This is a genomic window from Pseudomonas sp. TREG-RG-20F-10-E-6-01, assembly GCF_022662455.1.
GTDB lineage: Bacteria > Pseudomonadota > Gammaproteobacteria > Pseudomonadales > Pseudomonadaceae > Aquipseudomonas.
In genome coordinates this window covers 758,527-777,267 of sequence record NZ_JAKNQP010000002.1, presented here as the reverse complement: position 1 = coordinate 777,267, position 18,741 = coordinate 758,527, and the positions used below count along the sequence as shown (strand labels likewise).

Annotated in this window: 21 protein-coding genes; 10 read left to right on the top strand and 11 right to left on the bottom strand. The window is 62.1% G+C overall.

Annotated features, from left to right (window positions below; genetic code table 11):
* Positions 1–103: 103 nt before the first annotated feature.
* Complete coding sequence (gene alaC, locus L8K08_RS10060; RefSeq protein ID WP_242196280.1) at positions 104–1,321, bottom strand: alanine transaminase; 1,218 nt, start codon at positions 1,319–1,321, stop codon at positions 104–106.
* Positions 1,322–1,518: 197 nt separating this feature from the next.
* Between alaC and L8K08_RS10055 the strand changes: the two genes are divergently transcribed.
* Complete coding sequence (locus tag L8K08_RS10055) at positions 1,519–2,001, top strand: GyrI-like domain-containing protein (RefSeq protein WP_242196277.1); 483 nt, start codon at positions 1,519–1,521, stop codon at positions 1,999–2,001.
* A 38-nt stretch (positions 2,002–2,039) separates the two neighbouring features.
* On the opposite strand, the gene L8K08_RS10050 is transcribed toward L8K08_RS10055, so the two are convergent.
* Both L8K08_RS10050 and L8K08_RS10045 read right to left on the bottom strand, forming a co-directional pair.
* On the bottom strand, positions 2,040–2,645 hold the full coding sequence (locus L8K08_RS10050; protein WP_242196275.1) for a pyridoxamine 5'-phosphate oxidase family protein: 606 nt from the start codon (positions 2,643–2,645) through the stop codon (positions 2,040–2,042).
* 21 nt (positions 2,646–2,666) lie between these two features.
* The gene (locus L8K08_RS10045) at positions 2,667–3,155 is read right to left on the bottom strand and encodes a GNAT family N-acetyltransferase (protein ID WP_242196272.1); all 489 of its coding nucleotides are present in this window, start codon (positions 3,153–3,155) and stop codon (positions 2,667–2,669) included.
* A gap of 147 nt (positions 3,156–3,302) precedes the next feature.
* Between L8K08_RS10045 and L8K08_RS10040 the strand changes: the two genes are divergently transcribed.
* The 4 genes from L8K08_RS10040 to L8K08_RS10025 are packed head-to-tail and all read left to right on the top strand — an operon-like array spanning position 3,303 to position 5,833.
* Positions 3,303–3,722 carry a nuclear transport factor 2 family protein gene (locus tag L8K08_RS10040; RefSeq protein WP_242196269.1) on the top strand — a complete coding sequence of 140 codons (420 nt, stop codon included), beginning with the start codon at positions 3,303–3,305 and terminating at the stop codon, positions 3,720–3,722.
* Positions 3,723–3,764: 42 nt separating this feature from the next.
* Positions 3,765–4,109 carry a YciI family protein gene (locus tag L8K08_RS10035; protein ID WP_242196266.1) on the top strand — a complete coding sequence of 115 codons (345 nt, stop codon included), beginning with the start codon at positions 3,765–3,767 and terminating at the stop codon, positions 4,107–4,109.
* A gap of 27 nt (positions 4,110–4,136) precedes the next feature.
* A complete protein-coding gene (locus L8K08_RS10030; protein ID WP_145159452.1) occupies positions 4,137–4,613 on the top strand; it encodes an SRPBCC family protein in 477 nt (158 codons plus the stop codon).
* Entirely contained in the window at positions 4,610–5,833 is a 1,224-nt protein-coding gene (locus L8K08_RS10025) for an RNA polymerase sigma factor (protein WP_242196263.1), read from the top strand. Before L8K08_RS10030 ends, L8K08_RS10025 begins: the two co-directional genes overlap by 4 nt.
* Before the next feature lie 62 nt (positions 5,834–5,895).
* Here L8K08_RS10025 and L8K08_RS10020 read toward each other — a convergent pair whose 3' ends face one another.
* Positions 5,896–6,750 (bottom strand): LysR family transcriptional regulator, encoded by an 855-nt coding sequence (locus tag L8K08_RS10020; RefSeq protein ID WP_145159448.1) that lies wholly within the window; start codon positions 6,748–6,750, stop codon positions 5,896–5,898.
* A gap of 88 nt (positions 6,751–6,838) precedes the next feature.
* On the opposite strand from L8K08_RS10020, the gene L8K08_RS10015 reads away from it, so the two are divergent.
* A complete protein-coding gene (locus L8K08_RS10015) occupies positions 6,839–7,279 on the top strand; it encodes a multidrug/biocide efflux PACE transporter (RefSeq protein ID WP_242196260.1) in 441 nt (146 codons plus the stop codon).
* Here the strand turns inward: L8K08_RS10015 and L8K08_RS10010 are convergent.
* Together L8K08_RS10010 and L8K08_RS10005 are read right to left on the bottom strand one after the other, a co-directional pair.
* Positions 7,266–8,171 (bottom strand): LysR family transcriptional regulator, encoded by a 906-nt coding sequence (locus L8K08_RS10010; RefSeq protein WP_242196257.1) that lies wholly within the window; start codon positions 8,169–8,171, stop codon positions 7,266–7,268. The two genes, L8K08_RS10015 and L8K08_RS10010, sit on opposite strands and share 14 nt — an antisense overlap.
* 50 nt (positions 8,172–8,221) lie before the next feature.
* Positions 8,222–8,980, bottom strand: coding sequence for an SDR family oxidoreductase (locus tag L8K08_RS10005; protein WP_242196254.1), 759 nt, complete (start codon positions 8,978–8,980; stop codon positions 8,222–8,224).
* Between the two features lie 106 nt (positions 8,981–9,086).
* Here L8K08_RS10005 and L8K08_RS10000 point away from each other — a divergent pair, with 106 nt between their 5' ends.
* The gene (locus tag L8K08_RS10000) at positions 9,087–9,983 is read left to right on the top strand and encodes a LysR family transcriptional regulator (protein ID WP_145159441.1); all 897 of its coding nucleotides are present in this window, start codon (positions 9,087–9,089) and stop codon (positions 9,981–9,983) included.
* On the opposite strand, the gene L8K08_RS09995 is transcribed toward L8K08_RS10000, so the two are convergent.
* The gene (locus L8K08_RS09995) at positions 9,980–10,897 is read right to left on the bottom strand and encodes a LysR family transcriptional regulator (RefSeq protein ID WP_145159439.1); all 918 of its coding nucleotides are present in this window, start codon (positions 10,895–10,897) and stop codon (positions 9,980–9,982) included. The genes L8K08_RS10000 and L8K08_RS09995 overlap by 4 nt on opposite strands.
* 104 nt (positions 10,898–11,001) lie before the next feature.
* On the opposite strand from L8K08_RS09995, the gene L8K08_RS09990 reads away from it, so the two are divergent.
* The 3 genes from L8K08_RS09990 (at position 11,002) to L8K08_RS09980 (ending at position 13,985) form a co-directional block, all read left to right on the top strand.
* Complete coding sequence (locus L8K08_RS09990) at positions 11,002–11,805, top strand: 5-oxoprolinase subunit PxpA (protein ID WP_242196252.1); 804 nt, start codon at positions 11,002–11,004, stop codon at positions 11,803–11,805.
* A 330-nt stretch (positions 11,806–12,135) separates the two neighbouring features.
* Positions 12,136–13,014 carry an allophanate hydrolase subunit 1 gene (locus tag L8K08_RS09985; RefSeq protein ID WP_242196249.1) on the top strand — a complete coding sequence of 293 codons (879 nt, stop codon included), beginning with the start codon at positions 12,136–12,138 and terminating at the stop codon, positions 13,012–13,014.
* Positions 13,011–13,985 (top strand): biotin-dependent carboxyltransferase family protein, encoded by a 975-nt coding sequence (locus L8K08_RS09980; protein WP_242196247.1) that lies wholly within the window; start codon positions 13,011–13,013, stop codon positions 13,983–13,985. The genes L8K08_RS09985 and L8K08_RS09980 overlap by 4 nt, the downstream gene beginning before the upstream one ends.
* A 61-nt stretch (positions 13,986–14,046) precedes the next feature.
* Here L8K08_RS09980 and L8K08_RS09975 read toward each other — a convergent pair whose 3' ends face one another.
* The 4 genes from L8K08_RS09975 to L8K08_RS09960 form a co-directional block, all read right to left on the bottom strand.
* On the bottom strand, positions 14,047–15,663 hold the full coding sequence (locus tag L8K08_RS09975) for an inorganic phosphate transporter (protein ID WP_242196245.1): 1,617 nt from the start codon (positions 15,661–15,663) through the stop codon (positions 14,047–14,049).
* A 247-nt stretch (positions 15,664–15,910) separates the two neighbouring features.
* Positions 15,911–16,933 carry a transporter gene (locus L8K08_RS09970; RefSeq protein ID WP_145159429.1) on the bottom strand — a complete coding sequence of 341 codons (1,023 nt, stop codon included), beginning with the start codon at positions 16,931–16,933 and terminating at the stop codon, positions 15,911–15,913.
* Positions 16,934–17,033: 100 nt separating this feature from the next.
* A complete protein-coding gene (locus L8K08_RS09965; protein ID WP_242196243.1) occupies positions 17,034–18,206 on the bottom strand; it encodes a GAF domain-containing sensor histidine kinase in 1,173 nt (390 codons plus the stop codon).
* 185 nt (positions 18,207–18,391) lie between these two features.
* Complete coding sequence (locus L8K08_RS09960) at positions 18,392–18,697, bottom strand: PepSY domain-containing protein (protein ID WP_145159425.1); 306 nt, start codon at positions 18,695–18,697, stop codon at positions 18,392–18,394.
* Positions 18,698–18,741 lie beyond the last annotated feature (44 nt).

Sequence of the window (18,741 nt, the reverse complement as noted above, 5' to 3'; positions counted from 1 at the left end):
ATGTGGGAGGGGGCTTGCCCCCGATGGCAGTGGACCAGTCACCCGATGCAGTGACTGACACTCTGCTATCGGGGGCAAGCCCCCTCCCACATTGTTGACCGAGTTATGCCCCGGTTTTGGGTACCAACCCATCCGCGCGGAACATCCCGCGAATCCCGCGCACTGCCTGGCGAATGCGGTCCTGGTTTTCGATCAGCGCAAAGCGCACATGATCGTCCCCATACTCACCAAAGCCGATGCCCGGCGACACGCACACCTTGGCTTCCAGCAGCAGTTTCTTGGCAAATTCCAGCGAGCCCATGGCGGCATACGCGTCGGGAATCTTGGCCCAGACGTACATCGACGCCTTCGGGTTCTCCACCATCCAGCCCAGTTCATGCAGGCCCTTGACCAGCACATTGCGGCGCTGGCGGTACTGCTCGGCGATGTCTTTGACGCACTGCTGATCGCCTTCGAGCGCCGCAATCGCCGCCACCTGCAGCGGGGTGAAGGTGCCGTAGTCGTGGTAGCTCTTGATGCGCGCGAGCGCGTTGACCAGTTCCGGGTTGCCGACCATGAAGCCGATGCGCCAGCCGGCCATGTTGTAGCTCTTGGACAGGGTGAAAAACTCCACCGCAATGTCCTTGGCGCCCGGCACTTGCATGATCGACGGGGCTTTCCAGCCGTCGTAGACGATGTCGGCGTAGGCCAGGTCGTGCACCACCAGTACGTCGTACTGTTTGGCCAGGGCGATCACCCGTTCGAAGAAGTCCAGCTCCACGCACTGCGCGGTGGGGTTGGACGGGAAGCCGAGGATCATCATCTTCGGCTTGGGGATCGAACCACGAATGGCGCGTTCCAGTTCAGCGAAAAAATCCACCCCCGGAATCAGCGGCACCGAGCGCACTTGGGCGCCGGCAATCACGGCACCGTAGATGTGAATCGGGTAGCTGGGGTTGGGCACCAGCACGGTGTCGCCCTGGTCGAGGGTGGCGAGCATCAAGTGCGCCAGGCCTTCTTTGGAGCCGATGGTGACGATGGCTTCCGTTTCCGGGTCGATGTCCACTTCATAGCGGTCCTTGTACCAGCGCGAGATCGCCCGGCGCAGACGCGGAATGCCTTTGGAGGTGGAGTAGCCGTGGGTGTCTTCACGCTGGGCGACGGTGACCATTTTTTCCACAATGTGTGGAGGCGTGGCGCCGTCAGGGTTACCCATGCTCAAGTCGATGATGTCTTCGCCGCGCCGACGCGCAGCCATCTTCAGCTCGGCCGTGATATTGAAAACGTAAGGGGGGAGTCGATCTATGCGCGCAAAGCGGCGCGGCGAACCTTGGTCTGCCATTGTTGCCTCAAGAGTACGTAAGCGCCCGGAACCGTCCGAGCGACGTCGGCCACTGCGGTGGCCTGCGGGGCAGACAATACGGTCGATGATGGCCAGTTGTCCAGATGGCGCAGGAAAAATTTCTGATTGGGGTGAGGCGTCAATATGCCCCTTTACTCGATGCGGGTTTGTGCCCTCACAAGAAGGAGACTGTTCAGATGGATCAGCAGACAAAACTACCGTTGCAGCCACGCCTGGAAGAGGGCAAAGCCCTGGTGATTGCCGGGCTCAAGGGCCATTACGACAAAGCCACCGTGGGGGATATTCCCAAGTTGTGGGAAGTGCTCGACGGCAACATCAAAGACATCAGCAAGCGCGTTGACCGCCAGATGTATGGCGTGTGCTACAACGCCAAGCAAGGCGAGTTCGACTATCTGGCCGGCGTTGAAGTGCCGGCCAAAAGCGATGTACCCAGCAATTTCCAGTCAGTTGAATTGCCTGCCCGCCATTACGCGGTATTTGCGCACCACGGCCCGGTGCAAGCGCTTGAGCAGACCTACGAGCGCATCATGTTCGAGTGGTTGCCACACTCGGGCTACAAGGTGGCCGGGGCGGATTTCGAGCGCTACAGCGCGGATTTTGATGCACGCAAAGGCACGGGTTCCGTTGAGATCTGGATGCCGGTCGAAAAGAAAGCCTGATGACTCACAGGGGCCGGCGCTCCGGCCCCACAGGTCCTTCAATACAGCGTGGCCTTGAGCCGCTCCGGCATTTCCCGGTCGTACGCTTCGGCGTCAAACTGCCCGTCATTGAGCCGCTTGTGAAACGCCCCGGCCGACGGCAATGCCGAACGGTCCAGGTGCTGCTCGGGGTTCCAGCAGTCCGAGCGCACAAACGCTTTCGAGCAGTGGAAATACGCGGCTTGCACCTGCACCAGAATCACCGAGCGCGCAGGCTTGCCATTCACCGCAAAACTCTCCAGCAGCTCGGGCTCGATGCAAATCTGCGCCAGGCCATTCACGCGTAAGGTCTCGCCAATGCCCGGGATGATGAACAGCAATGCGATGCGTGGGTCCTGCACCAGGTTGCGCAGGGTATCGAGGCGGTTATTGCCCGGCCGATCCGGGATCGCCAGGGTGCGCTCATCCACAATTCGCACAAACCCCGGTACATCGCCGCGCGGCGAGCCATCGATGCCCTCCGGCCCGGATGAACTGACCACCACCAGCGGCGACGCCCGCACCATGGCCTGGTAATCCTCGTTGAGAAACGGGATCTCCTTGCGCACCGCCCGCTCGTGGGGGAGGCCGTAGAGGGTTTCGAGTTGTTCCAGGGTTGTCAGCATGTTCACCACCTCCTTATCGTTTCAAAACACTAACGCCAGCCGGCGCTCATGGCCAATCCGGCCCTTATACGCCTCGCCGCTGTCGACCCAGCCCGCCGCCAGATACAGGCCCATCGCCGCCACATTCTGCGCGTCCACCGACAACTCCAACGCTTTGATCTGCGGCCACGCGCGCAGGGCCGCCGCCGGCAGCGCCTGCAAACAGGCTTTGCCAAACCCACGGCCCTGCTGATGCCGATCAACCTGCAACGCATGCAGCGTGGCGCTGTGTTCATCGGCCCAATGAGGCAGGCAGGGCGGGCGTTTAAGCAGCAGGAACGCGACGGGCACGTCATCGGCGAGCAGGGCGAAGCCCTTTATGGCGTTGGGACTGGGATTGACCAGCAGGCTGTTCAGCGCGCAGTAGATATCGCCTGAATACGCCAGTTGCTCGGGATGCACTTGCAGGGTGTCGAGTTGCTGTTTTTGCACAAGGTTCAGCGTCTCATAGGGCACGAGGCGGGTTTCCATCCAGGGCGCATCCCAAATCCTACAAAGAGGCGTGGATTCTAGCGGGTTTGCGCGTGGCGAAATTATTTTTCAGCGCGCTGTCGATTTACCCAAAGCGCGTTCGACTAAGGGTGTCCCACGTGATTTTCCACCCTCAGGAGTATCGCCATGAGCACTGCAATCACCCGTCTGATCGATGAATGGCAGCAGGCTGTGCTGGCCCGTGATGTCGACAAAATTGTCAGCTTTTACGCCGACGATATCGTCTCGTTCGACGCCGTCACCGCGTTGCAATTCAAGGGCAAGGCGGCCTACCGCACGCATTGGGAAGACTGCATGAAACACTGCCCCGGCCCCGGCATTTTTGAGTTCCATGAACTGCATATCGTCGAGGCACCCGAGAGTGCGTTTGCCCATTGGCTGGCGCATTGCGGCGGTGCCGGGCCGGATGGCGTGGTGAAGGCCTGCTGGATGCGGGTGACCGCCGGTTACCAGCGCATCGAGGGCCAATGGCGCGTGGTGCATGAGCATTGGTCGGCGCCCTTCGACATGAACAGCGGCAGCGCATTGTTCGACCTGAAACCCTGACCGCCACGAACTATAGTCAGTAGTCCGAAAACGGAGACGCCCATGAAATACCTCTGCCTGATCTACAGCGACGAGCAGGTGTTGCACACCTCGCCGGACAGCCCTGCGGACCCCGAGTGTTTTGCCTATGCCGAGGCCATCCAGGCCAGCGGGCGCATGCTCGCCGCCGAGCCACTGGAGTCGGTGAGCACCGCCACCACCGTGCGCATGCGCAATGGCAAGTTGTCGATCACCGACGGGCCGTTTGCCGAGACCAAGGAGCAGCTCGCCGGGTTTTACCTGATCGAGGCCAAGGACTTGAACGAAGCGATCCAGGTGGCCGGTGGCATACCGGCGGCCAGGGTCGGCAGTGTGGAAGTACGCCCCGTGCGTGAATTGAATCTCTGAAAACAACAACCACAAGAGGTTTATCCCATGACAACGCCAATTGCCGAATTTGAACTGTCCATCAGCCGCTTGATCGACGCCCCGCGCAACCGTGTGTTTCGCGCCTGGACCGAACCTGCCTTGTTGCAACAATGGTGGGGACCCCACGGCATGACCACGCCCGAGTGCGAAATGAACCTGTGGGTCGGTGGCCTGTTTCGTACCCTGATGCGCGCACCGGATGGCGCCGAGTACCCGACCCAGGGCGTGTTCCTGGAGATCCAGGCGCCGAGTCGGCTGGTGTTTACCGATGCTTACTCGCCAGGCTGGGTGCCGTCGGGCAAGCCGTTCATGACCGCTGAAGTGACCTTCGAAGAGGTCGAAGGCAAGACGCTGTACACCGCTCGCGCCATGCACTGGAGCGAAGCCGATAAACAGGCGCACGAAGCCATGGGGTTTCATGACGGCTGGGGCCAGAGCCTCGACCGCCTGGTGACGCTGGTGACCCAGGGCATGCCCGATTGACGCCTGAACTGGAGGCGATCTACCGCAGCGAGTCAAGCCGCGTGCTCGCCACGCTGATCCGTTTGCTCGGTGATTTCGACCTCGCCGAAGAAGCCCTGCACGAGGCATTCTTCGTCGCGGTCGAGCGCTGGCAGCACGACGGTGTGCCGAGCAATCCACGCGCCTGGCTGGTCTCGACCGGCCGTTTCAAAGCCATCGACCGCCTGCGCCGCCAGGCCCGTTTTACCCCCTTGTTGCAGGAGCAGGCCGACGCGCTGGAAGCGGCCGAGTGGAGTGAGGACGACGTGGAAGACGACCGCCTGCGCCTGATGTTCACCTGCTGCCACCCGGCGCTGGCGCCTGACGCCCAGGCGGCGCTGACCTTGCGTGAGGTCTGCGCCCTCACCACCGAAGAAATCGCCCGCGCCTTTCTCGCCACGCCCACCACCATCGCCCAACGCATCGTGCGCGCCAAGGCCAAGATTCGCGAAGCAAGGATTCCCTATCAGGTGCCGTCCCGCGACGAATTGCCCGAGCGCCTGGACAGCGTGTTACGCGTGGTTTACCTGGTGTTCAACGAGGGCTATTCGGCGTCGATGGGCGCGAACCTTACTCGGGAGGACCTGACCCGCGAAGCCATTCGGCTGGGGCGCTTGCTGGTGGAGCTGCTGCCAGAGCCGGAAGTCATCGGCCTGCTGGCGCTGATGCTGTTGCACGAATCACGCCGAGCGGCGCGCACCTCGGCCGACGGCGAGTTGGTGTTGCTGGATGAACAGGACCGTGGGTTGTGGGACGCGTCCTTGATTGCTGAAGGCTGCGCGCTGGTGGAGCAGGCGTTGAGCACACGGCGTTTTGGCCCCTATTGCCTGCAAGCCGCCATTGCGGCGGTGCACGCCGAAGCGTCGAGCGCGGGGGAGACGGACTGGCCGCAGATTGTCGGGCTCTACGACGTGTTGCTCAGGGCGGTGCCGTCGCCGGTGATCGAGTTGAACCGCGCGGTGGCGCTGGCGATGCGCGATGGGCCGTTGGCAGGCCTGCAGGCAGTGGAGGCGATTTTTGCGCGAGGCGAGTTGCTGGATTACCACTGGGCACATTCGGCGCGTGGGGAGTTTTGTCGGCAGTTGGGGCGTAGTGAAGAAGCCCGTGCTTCGTACGAAAAAGCCCTGTCACTGACTCAGCAAACCCCAGAAAAGCGCTTTTTAGAGCGGCGCCTGGCTGAACTCAAATCCCCCAGACAATAAGGATCAACCCTCTGGGAGCTGGCAAGCCAGCTCCCACATGCAAACGCGTTGTCTGGGGGCAATCACTCCAACATCTTGCCGAGCAACCAACTCCCCGCCGGCCCCGGCGGGTGGTGCCTTGACCACAGCGCGTCCACTGCCACCGAGCGTGGCCAACCACGGGCCTTGAGCTCCACCAGGTGGTCGCCGCCAAAACGCTCCACCAGCCAGCGCGGTATCGGCGCCCAGCCGAACCCCAGCTGCGCCATTTCCATCAACATCAGGTAACTGGGGGCCGACCACACGCGCCCAGTGGCACGGATTTCATTCGGGTTGATGATGCTGGCCAGGCGCAGCTCGCGATGCTGCTGCAAAGTGTTCACGCAGATGTTTTTCAAGTGGGCCAACGGGTGTGAAGGCGCAACGAACAGCGCAATTTCGGTGCGCTCTTCCACGGGAGCGCCCGTCAGGTCGGGCGGGTAGGTGTCCTGTTGCTCGATAAACGCAATCTGCGCTCGGCCGCTCTGCACCAGGGCGACCAAGTCTTCGCACTCGGCGATCAGGCATTCCAGCTCAAGGTCCGGGTAGCGCTGTTCAAACGCTTTGAGGGCGATTTCAAAGCGGTCGGACTGGTAAGTATCGGACATGGCGATGGTCAGCTTAGGCTCCAGGCCCTGTGACAACTGGCTCGCCGCCAGCGCCAGGCGGCTGCTGGCCTCCAGCACCTGCTCGGCGCGTTGCAACAACACGTGGCCGGCCGGGGTGAGCGTTGGCTTGCGGCTGCTGCGATCAAACAGCGTCACATCCAGGTCAATCTCCAGACTCGCGACCGCCGCGCTGACCGTGGACTGGCTCTTGCCCAACTTGCGCGCCGCGGCGGAAAAAGAGCCCTGGGTGGCCGCCTGGACAAACGCCTGCAGCACTTCATGAGAGGCCATGACTATCGCCTTGATCGATGGTTATTAGTTATGAAGTATCGATTCAAAGGGTAATCATGGCAACCGTCGTCACTCACGGAGCCGGGCCATGAACCCTACCAAGTCGATTACTGAACGTGTTTGCCAAGCCATTGGTTTTGAGGGTTTGGCGTTGTTGATCTGCACCCCGTTGCTGGCGTGGATCATGGACAAGCCCGCCCTGGAGATGGGCATGGTCACCCTGGCGATCAGCCTGATGGCGCTGACCTGGAACGTGATCTTCAACGGCCTGTTCGACCGCCTGAAGGCACGCTGGAAACTCGCCAATAACGCCTGGACGCGTGTGCTGCACGCGTTGATGTTCGAGGGCGGCCTGATTCTGATGTGTGTGCCGTTGATCGCAGCGTGGCTGAACATCAGCCTGATGCAGGCATTTATTCTCGACATCGGCGTGCTGCTGTTCTTCCTGCCGTACACCTATGTGTATCACTGGGGCTATGACGTGCTGCGGGAAAAATTGGTACAGCGCCGGCTGGTCAGCCAAGCTTGAGCGAGGCGACAAACTCCAGAAACGCCCGCACCTTGGCGGCGGGCAAATGCCGCGACGGGTAGTAGGCGTACAACGGAAAACGCTCGTCCGGCCAGTCGGGAAACAACTCCACCAGGCTGCCGGCATTGAGCGCCGGCGTCAGGCCCAGGTCGAGCATTTGCGCCACCGCGTGCCCGTGTTCACACACGCTGTACAAGGTGCTGGCGTCGTTGACCACCAAGCGCCCGTCGGTGCGCACGATCACCTGCTCGCCCTTGCGGTGGAACTCCCAGGCAAACGGGCGCCCGGTCTGCGAGTCGCGAAAGTCCAGGCACATATGCCCGGTTTCCAAGTCTTGTGGCGTGGCCGGTCGGCCGTATTGCTCAAGGTAAGCGGGGGAGGCCACGGTGAGCACGCGCACTTGCATCAATTTGCGCGCGATCAGCGAGGAGGATTGCGGGATGCCGAAGCGAATCGCCACGTCAAAACCGTCGGCGACCAGATCGCCGAGTTGGTCGCGGGTGTGCAAGTCCAACTGCAATTGCGGGTAGCGGCGCATGAAGTCGCCCAGCACCGGGCCCAATACCAGGCGCGAAAAGTACGGATCGATATTCACCCGCAAGCGCCCGCGTACGGTCAATGCACTGTCGGCGGCGGAGCTGGCGGCCTCTTCGAGACCGGCCAGCAACGGCGCGATTTGCTGATAAAAACGTCGGCCTTCATCGGTCAGTTGCACCGAGCGCGTGGTGCGGTCGAACAGGCGAATCCCCAGGCGCTTTTCCAGCCGCGAAATCGCCCGGCTGACCCCCGAAGGCGTCATGTCCAGGCTGTCGGCGGCGCGGGCAAAAATGCCGCTGTCGACCACGGCTGCCAATACGCCCATGCCGCCGGCCAAACCTGGATCGAAACTCATCGGTGATTGCCTGTCTGTGACTTGAAGGCATTGATGCTAGCGCACAATGCCTACAGAAACATGCCGCCCGAGGCTTCGATGCGTTGCCCGGTGATCCAGTGGCTGCCATCGGCCAGCAAGGTCGAGATCGCGCCGCCGATGTCGTCTGGCAAACCGGCACGGCCCAGCGCGGTGTTGTTGGCGACCATTGCGTTGAGGTCCTGGTTGTCGCGCACCGCGCCGCCGCCGAAGTCGGTGGCGATGGCGCCCGGGGCCAGGGTGTTGACGGTAATGCCGCGCGGGCCCAACTCTTTGGCCTGGTAGCGCGACAGCACTTCAACCGCGCCCTTCATCGAGGCATACGCCGAATACCCTGGCAGGCTGAACCGCGCCAGGCCGCTGGAGATATTGATGATGCGCCCGCCATCGCTGATCAGCGGGAGCAATTTTTGCGTGAGGAAAAATGGCGCCTTGAGGTGGATGGCCACCAGGCGGTCAAACTGTTCTTCGGTGGTTTCGGCGAAGCTGGCGTGAGCGCCGATGCCGGCGTTATTGATCAGAAAATTAAAGTGATCCTGTGCGAAAACATCCTTGAGTACTGTGCTGATCTCGCCGACGAAGTCATTGAAAGTGCCGCTTTGGCTGACATCCAGTTGCAACATGGCCGCACGGCCACCCAGCGCTTGAATCTGTTCCACCACCGCTTGGGCGTCGGCTGCGGCGCTGTGGTAGGTGCCGATGATGTCGACGCCCTGTGCCGCCAGGTGCAGCGCTGCGCTTTTGCCCAGGCCGCGGCTGGCGCCAGTGATGAGTGCGATTTTACGGGTCATGGTGCAGTCCTCGTGTGTGATCAGTGGGACTGAGTGTATTTGTCCGTTCGTAACGTGATAAACAGGGCGTTGTCGGAATCACTGGCCGGATAAGGCGAACAATCCCATGAACAAGCTTGAGCTGTTGCGCACCTTCGTGCGGGTCACCGAACTGTCGAGTTTCACCCAGGCCGGCGAGAGCCTGGGCCTGCCGCGCTCCACGGTGTCCGAGCACGTTCAGGCACTTGAAGAATTGCTCGGTGCGCGCCTGTTGCAGCGCACCACGCGCAAGGTGCAGGCCACTCAGGACGGGCGCGTGCTGTATGAGCGCAGCAAGGATTTGCTGTCGCACATGGAAGAACTTGAAGGCCTGTTTCGTCAGGATGAAGCGCAACTGAGCGGGCGCATTCGCGTGGACATGCCCAATGTCATGGCGCGGGACCTGATCCTGCCGCGCCTGCCCGAATTCATGCACGCCCACCCGTTGATCGAGCTAGAAATCAGCACCACCGACCGCCAGGTAGACTTGCTCGCCGAAGGTTTCGACTGCGTGTTGCGCGTTGGCGCGCAGCCCGATCAGTCGGTGGTCGCGCGCTTGCTGTACAGCATGCCGATGATCAACTGCGTCAGCGCCGAGTATGTTCAGCGCCATGGCAAGCCTGAGACCCTGGCCGACCTGGCGCATCACCAATTGGTGCATTACGTGCGGCCATTGGGTTCGCGTTCGCCGGGGTTCGAATACCAGCAGGGCAACAAAGTGCACCGCGTGCCGATGGCCGGGCGCGTCACGGTCAACAGCACCGATGCGTACAAGTCGGCGTGCCTGGGCGGTTTTGGCATCACTCAGGTGCCGGTCCTGGGGATTCGCGATTTACTCGAGCGCGGTGAACTGGTGGCCGTGCTGCCTGACTACCCCGCGCCGGCGTTGGACGTGTCGCTGCTCTATGCCGGGCAACGGCATTTGCCACAGCGCGTGCGGGTGTTCATGGATTGGCTGGCCGCCACCTTGCAAGCCCGGATTTAACGCCGCGCCGACAACTGCTGCGGTGCCAGGAAGGCGTCGTGGAAGTAATCCCGAAACGCCTGCATCGCCGGCGTGAACGCGCGCTCGCGGTGCCAGGCCAGGCCGACGCTCATGGGCGTCACCGGGTCGGTCACCGTCAGCGTTTCGATGCGCTTGCCTTCCAGGGACCAGGGCCGGTGCACCAGGTCCGACAGGATCGCCACGCCGCTGCCATTGGCAACCATGCTGCGCACCGCTTCCACTGAACTGGTGCGCAGCCGCACCTTGGGCGTTTGCCCGGCCTGTTCCCAGTAGCGCATGGCGCTGTGTTCGGCCTCGTCGACGGTGAGCAGGATGTAGGGTTGCTGCGCCACATCGGCCAGGCTCACGGCGCCGCGTTCGCACAACGGGTGGTGGCTGGGCAGCCACAGGCGGCGTTCGGAATTGAACAGGATCTCCGAGACGATATCCGGGTGAGTCAGGTTGGCGGTGAGCACCACGGCCATGTCGAATTGACCGTCGAGCAGGCCGTGTTCGATGGCCTGGCGCTCTTGCTCGAACACCTCGATGGTCACGTCCGGGTGCCAGTGTTCCATGCGCTGCAAGTGATGCGGCAGGAAGTAGCCGAGCACCGTGTAACTGGCCGCCACGCGCAGCACGCCGCTCGCGCGGTAATCCGGCAGCGGGCTGTTCAGCGCGTCGTCCACGCTGCGCACAATCACGTAGGCTCGGTTGAGAAAGTGCCGCCCGGCATCGGTCAGGTTCATGCCTTGGGCCGAACGCACAAACAGCTGCACGCCGAGCATGGCTTCCAGTTCCTTGATCGCCGTGGTCACCGCCGACTGGGAGATGTTCAAGTGGATGGCCGCCTGGGAAATCTGGCCGATCTCGGCAGTGGCGACGAAGTAGCGAACTTGGCGCAAAGTCAGGGACATGGCTTTATCTGATTTTCAGAAGATGGGCCATCTGATAATAGATCTTCCCAAGGGGTCAAGCGCCAGCCTACTTTCCTGGCATCACCTTTGGCGGAGCGACACCGATGCAGGCAGTGGATTTCAATTCAGACATGGGCGAAGGCTTCGGCCCCTGGACCATCGGCGATGGCGTGGATGCTGAACTGATGGCTTACATCAGCTCAGCCAACATCGCCACCGGCTTCCACGCCGGCGACCCCGGTACCATGCGCCGCACCGTCGCGCGCGCCAAGCAACTGGGCGTGGCCATCGGCGCGCATCCAGGCTTTCGCGACCTGGTGGGTTTCGGCCGTCGGCACATCAACGCACCGGCGCAGGAACTGGTGGACGACATGCTCTACCAGCTCGGCGCCCTGCGCGAAATCGCCCGCGCCCAAGGCGTGCCCCTGCAACACATCAAGCCCCACGGCGCGCTCTACATGCACCTGGCCCGCGACGAAGAGGCCGCGCGCTTGCTGGTGCAAAACCTGCAACTCATTGAGCCGACACTGTTGCTGTACTGCATGCCCAACTCGGTGATCTGGCGCGTTGCCAAGGAACTCGGGCAGCCTGTGGTGCGCGAGTTTTATGCCGACCGTGAATACGACCTGACCGGCTCCATCGTGTTTACCCGCAATGTGCGCGCGCTTGACCCTGCAACGGTCGCGGCGCGGGTCTTGCGTGCTTGTCAGACGGGGTTGGTGCGAACGGTTGAGGGCGAAGACCTGCCTATCGAATTCGACTCCATCTGCCTGCACAGCGACACGCCCGGCGCGCTGGAATTGGTCGAGGCCACCCGCGAAGCCTTGGACCGGGCGGGCATCGTAGTCACTGCGGCGAGTGGACGTGTTGGGGTGAGAGGACTCTCTGAGGGCGAGCGGGCTTGCTGAGACGCGGGCTTGCTGAAGCAACCGGAATTGCTGTGGCCTGTGGCGAGCGGGCTTGCCCCGCGTTGGGCGGCGAAGCCGCCCCAATAAACGCCGCGTAGTGTCAGATAGCACCCGGTCGCCTGATTTAAGGGCTGCTTCGCAGCCCAACGCGGGGCAAGCCCGCTCGCCACAGTAGGTCCACTGACCACAGTAGGCCCGCTGGCAGCAGTAAGCCCACTGACCACAGTAAGACCGCTTGCCACAACGACATGCGCTCACCACAACAAAAAGCGTGCGCCCCCCACATTATTTTTTGCCTGCCTTTCTACAATGATTCCAAGAGGAACAGACATGGCTGAAACGTCCCCCATCCGCTATAGCTTCGGCGGTGATGAACACCTGTTTGCCGAGGTCAGCGACAGCATGTCCCTGCAGGCCTTTTTCAAAGGCATGGCCGTGACCCGCGCCGTGGAGCGCCTGGCGCTGGAAGGCGTGCTGGATGTGTGCCTGGCCAATGCGTCGTTTCAAATTCGCTTCGACCCCGACCGCATCGCGCCACATGTGCTGCTCGACGCCGTGCAAAGCGCCGAAGCCCAGGCCGTGGCCGAGCGCACGTTGCACACGCGCATCATTGAAATCCCGGTGCTCTACAACGACCCGTGGACCCACGAAACGCTGATGCGTTTTCGCGACCGTCACCAAGACCCCACGGGTACGGACCTGGAATACGCCGCGCGCATCAACGGCCTGGCCGACGTGGACGCGTTTATCGCCGCCCACAGTGGCGCGCCGTGGTTTGTGTCGATGGTGGGCTTTGTCGCGGGCCTGCCGTTCATGTTCCAGATGGTTGAGCGCGAACGGCAATTGCAGGTGCCCAAGTACCTGCGCCCGCGCACCGACACGCCCAAATTGACCCTCGGGCATGGCGGCTGCTTTGGCTGTATCTACTCGGTACGCGGCGCCGGTGGTTACCAGATGTTCGGCGTAACCCCGGCGCCGATCTACGACCCGGAGCAGCAATTGGCGTACCTCAAGGAGCACATGGTGTTCTTCCGCCCCGGTGACATCGTGCAGTTCAAACCGCTGGACCGCGACGCCTACGACCTGGCGGTCGCCGAGGTGGACGCGGGGCGTTTCGACCTGCGCATCCGCCCGGTGGAATTTTCCCTCGACGCCTTTCTTGCCGACCCCGTTGGCTATCCGAAAACCCTGCAGGAGGCGCTGGCATGATCAAAGTCATCAAACCCGGCCTCGCCACCTCTGTGCAGGACCTTGGTCGTGAAGGTTATTACCACTTGGGCATTCCGCCCTCGGGTGCGCTCGACCAATACGCGCTGAGCGCGGCCAACCACCTGGTGGGCAACCCGGTGGGTGCGGCGGGCCTGGAATGCACGTTGATTGGCCCGGAGTTGCAGTTCCAACAGGACGCATTGGTGGCGCTCAGCGGTGCGCTGATGGCGCCGCGCCTGGACGGTGACGTGGTGCACCAGGACACCGCGTTCCAGGTGCGCGCCGGGCAGGTGTTGCGCTTTGAATTTCCCAAGGCGGGCGCGCGCACCTACCTGGCGGTGGCGGGCGGCATTGATGTGCCATTGGTGCTCGGCAGCCGCTCGACGTACACACTCGGCGCGCTCGGTGGGTTTCAGGGACGGCGCTTGCAGGCGGGCGATGAACTGCCGATCGGCGATGCCAGTGGGCAGGGGCGTGCGGGCAACAGTTTGCCGATGGCACTGCGTCGCTCAGTCGGCGGCGATGTGACCTTGCGTGTGGTGCCGGGGCTGTATTACGACCGGCTGACTGACGGCGCGAAAAGCAGCTTTTTTGCCGAACCGTGGACGGTGGGCTCCGAGGCTGATCGCATCGGCTATCGCTTCAAGGGCGGTAGCGCGCTGAGTTTTCAGCCGCGTGAGCAGCCATTTGGCGCGGGCTCTGATCCGTCGAATATCGTCGACAGTTGCTACCCCATTGGCTCGATCCAGGTGCCGGCCGGCTTGGAGCCGATTGTGCTGCACAGGGATGCGGTCTCGGGCGGTGGCTACGCGATGATTGGCACGGTGATCAGTGCGGATCTGGATTTGATCGGGCAGATGCAGCCGAACCAGCGGGCGGGGTTTGTGGCGGTGACGCTGGAGGAGGCCTTGGAGGCGCGGCGGGTGTACAAGAAGCGGTTGAAGGCGATGGCTGGCCTCTTTATTTCCTGACACACCCTAAAACCCCTGTGGGAGCAGGCAAGCCAGCTCCCACCTTTCCAATTGCGTTGGGTCAGAACAGTTTGGTGAACAGCCAGTACAAACTGCCCGACAACAGAATCGCTGCCGGCAAGGTCAGCACCCAGGCCATCAGCAAATTGCGGATGGTCTTCATCTGCAACCCTCCGCCATTGGCCACCATGGTCCCGGCCACACCGGACGACAGCACATGGGTGGTCGACACCGGTAACCCGAACATATCCGCTGCGCCAATCGTCAGCATCGCCACGGTCTCGGCCGAGGCGCCCTGGGCATAGGTCAGGTGGGTTTTGCCGATCTTCTCGCCCACCGTCACCACGATGCGCTTCCAGCCAACCATGGTGCCCAGGCCGAGCGCGATGGCCACGGCGATCTTCACCCACAGCGGAATAAAGCGCGTGGAACTGTCGACCTGTTCTTTGAACAGCTTCAGCTTGCCTTGGGTGTCGGCGTCGAAGCTGCCGACCTTGTCCTTGTCCATCAGGCGAATGGTTTCGCTGGTCAAGTACATGTCGTTACGCACGTTGCCTACCGCTTCGGCGGGGACTTTGGCCAGGGAGCCGTAGCCTTTGACTTCATCACCTATCTGGCCTGCCAGGGCGGCGAGGGCGGGTATCAGTTCCGCGGTGGCTTCCTTGGTGCGTACGTAGGTCGACAGGATCGGCCGTGGGTCGCCCGGCAGTGCTTGCGGTGCGCTTTTCATCAAGGCGACCTGGGTCACCTCGGCCACTGCCGCAAACTGCAAGGACTGCTCGGCCGGCATGGTGCGGTTCAGCGCGTAGGCCATTGGCAGGGTGCCGACCAGGATCAGCATGATCAGGCCCATGCCTTTCTGGCCGTCATTTGAACCGTGGGCGAAGGACACGCCGGTGCAGGTGGCGATCAGCATGCCGCGAATCCACCACGGCGGCGGCGTGTCGCCCTTGGGCGCTTTGTACAGCGAGCGGTTTTTCACAAAGGCGCGCAGGGCCAGCAACAGCAAGGCGGCAAACGCGAAGCCGATCAGCGGTGACAGCAGCAGCGCATAACCAATCTTGATCGCCTGGCTCCAATCGACGCCGCTGGTGCCGTCACGCCCGTGCATCAAGGCGTTCGCCACGCCGACGCCGATGATCGAGCCGATCAGGGTGTGCGAAGACGACGCCGGCAGGCCCAGCCACCAGGTGCCGAGGTTCCACAGGATCGCGGCGATCAGCAAGGCGAAGATCATCGCGAAACCGGCCGAGGAGCCCACCTGCAAAATCAGCTCGACCGGCAGCAGGGCAATGATGCCGAACGCCACGGCGCCGCTGGACAGCAGCACGCCGAGGAAGTTGAAAAAGCCCGACCACACCACCGCAAAGTGTGGCGGCAGCGAGTTGGTGTAGATCACCGTTGCCACCGCGTTGGCGGTGTCGTGGAAGCCGTTGACGAACTCGAAGCCCAGGGCGATCAACAGCGCCACGCCGAGCAGCAGGAACGGCGTCCAGGTGGTCACCACCGTGCCCAGTTCGTGCATGTCGTGCATCAGGCTGTAGGCGGTAAACAGCAGGCCCATGGCGAGCACGGCGAAGAAGATGATCACCGTTACCAGGCCGGGTTTCTTGTCCAGGCGGGGTTTGGGGTCTGCGTGTGAGGCGGTGGTGGAGGCAGTCAGGGAAGGGGTGGCCATGCCGGAGCATCCAGTGTGGGGAGGATGTCGTAGATGATCATTGCAGAATGTTACAGAGATGCTGCGGTAAGTCAGTGTTTAGGGAATTGGGCGTGCCACTGGTCTACAAACCGCCACAAAAGTAATGTCAGAGTGCAATCAATGTGGGAGCTGGCTTGCCTGCGATGCAGGCACCTCGGTCCTTCAGAGACACCCGGGTGATGCTATCGCAGGCAAGCCAGCTCCCACATTTTGACTGTATTGCAGGTCAGTAATCTTTGCGTTTGCGGAATGCCCAGCGGCCGGCAATCAAGGTGAACGTGGCCACCAATGCCACCAGAATCCAGAAGCCTTCCGGGTCGGTAGAGAGCGGCACGCCTCCCACGTTCATGCCGAAAAAGCCGGCAATGATGTTGATCGGCAACGCCAGCACGGTCACCACCGTAAGGGTGAACAGCGTGCGGTTGCTTTGTTCATTGAGGTTGGCGGCGATCTCTTCCTGCAACAATTTGATCCGCTCGCCCAGGGCCATCAGGTCGTTGATGATCAGCGCAAACTCCTCGGTGGATTTGCGCAATTCCTTCACGTCCTCCTTTTGCAGCCACTGCGGCGGGCGATTGAGCAGGCGCAGCAACGAGCCCGGTTCCAGCGCCAGCAGGCGTTGCAGGCGCACCAGCACCCGGCGCGCAGCACCCAATTCGGCGCGGTTGGTAGACAGGCGCGAGGACAGCAACTGGTCTTCGATCTGGTCGACGCTGAGGCTGGTCTTGCGCACGATCTGGGTCAGCACCTCGCCCTGGTCGCGCAACAAATGCACCAGCAGCTCCAGCGGCGAGCGAAAGCGTTCACCGGCTTTGACCGACGAGCGCAATTTGTCCACCGAATGCAACGGTTGCAGGCGCGCACTCACCAGCAAGTGGCTGCGGGCGCACACCCACAGCGTGGAAATATCCGAGGAGACCATGCTGCTGAAGTTGAACACCACGTCGTTGACCACCGCCAGCAAGGCCGAGTCAACGTGTTCGATGCGCGTAGAGCGCGAACCTTCGTGCAAGGCTTCGAAAAACTCTTCCGGCAGCGCCAGATGCGTCTGCATCCAGCGCTCGCACGCGGCGTGCGCCAGGTTCAGGTGCAGCCAGAGAAATTCTTCCGGGTTGTGCGGCGCCTGCAAGGCTGCGAGCGCCGTGGCCGAATCAATCTGTTCGCCTTTTTCGCCGGGTCGAAAACGAAACCCGTAAAGCAGGCCAAACAGATCGGGATCCTGATGGCCGTGGTCGATGCTGTGGTTCATGGAGGCTCGCAGAGAAAGCGCCTGTAGGACGTTTCACAGGTTCGCGTGGGCGAATCATTGCAAGGCTGGATGACGATTTTGTGACGGTTTGAAAACCAGTTCAGCGGGTTTTCAGTGTGAAGGTGAAGCGCGTGCCATTTTCTGCGCAGGACGACACCTCAAGCTGCCCGCCGTGGGCATCGGCAATCTGCTTGACGATATACAAACCCAGGCCCAGGCCGGCTTGCGGGGTGTCCTTGACCGGCCGCGAGTAGGGCTGAAAGAGCCGAGGCAAAGCCAGTTCGTCGATCTGGCCAGGGTTTTTCACGGTCAGCGTGAAGTGGCCCTGTTCAACCCGCGCGGTGACCTCCACCGGGCCGTCGTGGCTGCCATGATGGATGGCGTTGGCCACCAGGTTGGAGAGCAATTGCGCCAGCCGATCGCGGTCGCCGTAGACGCCACGCAGGTCGCCGATATCGGCCTTGATCAAGCGTTGCGGGTTTACGCTTTGCACTTCGAAGACCACATGGCGAAAAGCGTCCTGCAGATCCAGGCAATCATTGAGGTGCAGCGGTATGCCGCTGCCCATGCGCCCGCGAGCGAAATCCAGTACATCTTCGACCAGTTGCGACGCGCGCCGGCCGCTGGCGAGGATGTGCCGTACGAGCGGGTCGGTCGCCGCGTTGGGGTGTTTGCGCAGCAGCCGCTCGGCACCGAAGTTGATGGCGAACAGCGGGTTGCGCAGGTCATGGCCGAGCACGGCGATGAATTGCTCACGCAGCTCGGCGGTGCCGCGTTCTTCCTGCAATTGCGCCTGGGTATTCTGCAAGGCCTCCTCGGCTTCGATCTGCAAGGACAGCACCCGGGCGAACGACTCCATGGTCGATTGGATCGTGCTGCTGCGCAGCTGCGCCGGGTTGGGGTCCAACGCGCAAATGGTGCCGAAAAAGCGCCCGTCAGTGCGGAACACCGGCACCGAGATGTAGCTTTCAAACTGGTACATGCGCGGGGTGTGGTGGTCGTGGTAGCGCGGGTCTTCGCTGGCCTTGTCGATCACCACGGAGGCGTGGGAACCCCGGATTTCGTGACAGATCGTCGTGGACAGGTCCAGCTCGCCACCCACGCCGAGGCCGAACTCCAATTGATCGAGCACAGCGCAGGCGGTCCAGGTGTCCTCGGTCACGCGCGCCACGGCGGCAAAACGCAGGCCGGTCATGTCGCTGATGACTTTGAGCATCGCAGGTACGGCACTGATACGGCCAATAGTGGCGATGTCGGCGGCTTTCTGCCCCATGCAGCGGTCTCGATATGGAGGAGGGTGGGCGTTGTGCCCAGGTTAATGAGTGGGATTCTAGCGACCTTGCGCGCTGTAGGTGTAATTTCATTATCCAGGTGGGTACTTTTCCTGCCTCTGGCTTTTCAGCGCGCATAAAAAAACCGCGCCACTTAAAAAGTGGCGCGGTTTTTTTGGCGGTTGACTCAAGTGTCTTGCTTGTTTTCCAGCACCGCGCCGGTCTTGGCGTCGAGCTTGACTTCAAAGCGCTTGCCGGCGGTGTCGGTCACGTCAACTTCGTACACCAGCACACCGTTTTTGTGGTCCAGCTCGGTGTCGGTGATGCTGGCGCCGGGGTGAGTGGCCACGGCGGCGGCGTTGAGTTTCTCGAACGGCATGACTGCGCCGGATTTGAGCAGGCCTTCAATGTGATCCGGGCGAACATCCGCCTGGGCCAGGCCGGCAGTCAGGGTCATGGCGGTAGCGGCAAACAGGGCGGTCAGGGTTTTCATGGTGTGTCCTTCTGGGTGAGCTGTTTAAGTGGCGCCAGATTAAC

Bases quoted from the DNA above. Each gene is read 5' to 3' on its own strand.
- alaC (WP_242196280.1), bottom strand. From the start codon at position 1,321: ATGGCAGACCAAGGTTCGCCGCGCCGCTTTGCGCGCATAGATCGACTC.
- L8K08_RS10055 (WP_242196277.1), top strand. From the start codon at position 1,519: ATGGATCAGCAGACAAAACTACCGTTGCAGCCACGCCTGGAAGAGGGC.
- L8K08_RS10050 (WP_242196275.1), bottom strand. From the start codon at position 2,645: ATGCTGACAACCCTGGAACAACTCGAAACCCTCTACGGCCTCCCCCAC.
- L8K08_RS10045 (WP_242196272.1), bottom strand. From the start codon at position 3,155: ATGGAAACCCGCCTCGTGCCCTATGAGACGCTGAACCTTGTGCAAAAA.
- L8K08_RS10040 (WP_242196269.1), top strand. From the start codon at position 3,303: ATGAGCACTGCAATCACCCGTCTGATCGATGAATGGCAGCAGGCTGTG.
- L8K08_RS10035 (WP_242196266.1), top strand. From the start codon at position 3,765: ATGAAATACCTCTGCCTGATCTACAGCGACGAGCAGGTGTTGCACACC.
- L8K08_RS10030 (WP_145159452.1), top strand. From the start codon at position 4,137: ATGACAACGCCAATTGCCGAATTTGAACTGTCCATCAGCCGCTTGATC.
- L8K08_RS10020 (WP_145159448.1), bottom strand. From the start codon at position 6,750: ATGGCCTCTCATGAAGTGCTGCAGGCGTTTGTCCAGGCGGCCACCCAG.
- L8K08_RS10015 (WP_242196260.1), top strand. From the start codon at position 6,839: ATGAACCCTACCAAGTCGATTACTGAACGTGTTTGCCAAGCCATTGGT.
- L8K08_RS10010 (WP_242196257.1), bottom strand. From the start codon at position 8,171: ATGAGTTTCGATCCAGGTTTGGCCGGCGGCATGGGCGTATTGGCAGCC.
- L8K08_RS10005 (WP_242196254.1), bottom strand. From the start codon at position 8,980: ATGACCCGTAAAATCGCACTCATCACTGGCGCCAGCCGCGGCCTGGGC.
- L8K08_RS10000 (WP_145159441.1), top strand. From the start codon at position 9,087: ATGAACAAGCTTGAGCTGTTGCGCACCTTCGTGCGGGTCACCGAACTG.
- L8K08_RS09995 (WP_145159439.1), bottom strand. From the start codon at position 10,897: ATGTCCCTGACTTTGCGCCAAGTTCGCTACTTCGTCGCCACTGCCGAG.
- L8K08_RS09990 (WP_242196252.1), top strand. From the start codon at position 11,002: ATGCAGGCAGTGGATTTCAATTCAGACATGGGCGAAGGCTTCGGCCCC.
- L8K08_RS09985 (WP_242196249.1), top strand. From the start codon at position 12,136: ATGGCTGAAACGTCCCCCATCCGCTATAGCTTCGGCGGTGATGAACAC.
- L8K08_RS09980 (WP_242196247.1), top strand. From the start codon at position 13,011: ATGATCAAAGTCATCAAACCCGGCCTCGCCACCTCTGTGCAGGACCTT.
- L8K08_RS09975 (WP_242196245.1), bottom strand. From the start codon at position 15,663: ATGGCCACCCCTTCCCTGACTGCCTCCACCACCGCCTCACACGCAGAC.
- L8K08_RS09970 (WP_145159429.1), bottom strand. From the start codon at position 16,933: ATGAACCACAGCATCGACCACGGCCATCAGGATCCCGATCTGTTTGGC.
- L8K08_RS09965 (WP_242196243.1), bottom strand. From the start codon at position 18,206: ATGGGGCAGAAAGCCGCCGACATCGCCACTATTGGCCGTATCAGTGCC.
- L8K08_RS09960 (WP_145159425.1), bottom strand. From the start codon at position 18,697: ATGAAAACCCTGACCGCCCTGTTTGCCGCTACCGCCATGACCCTGACT.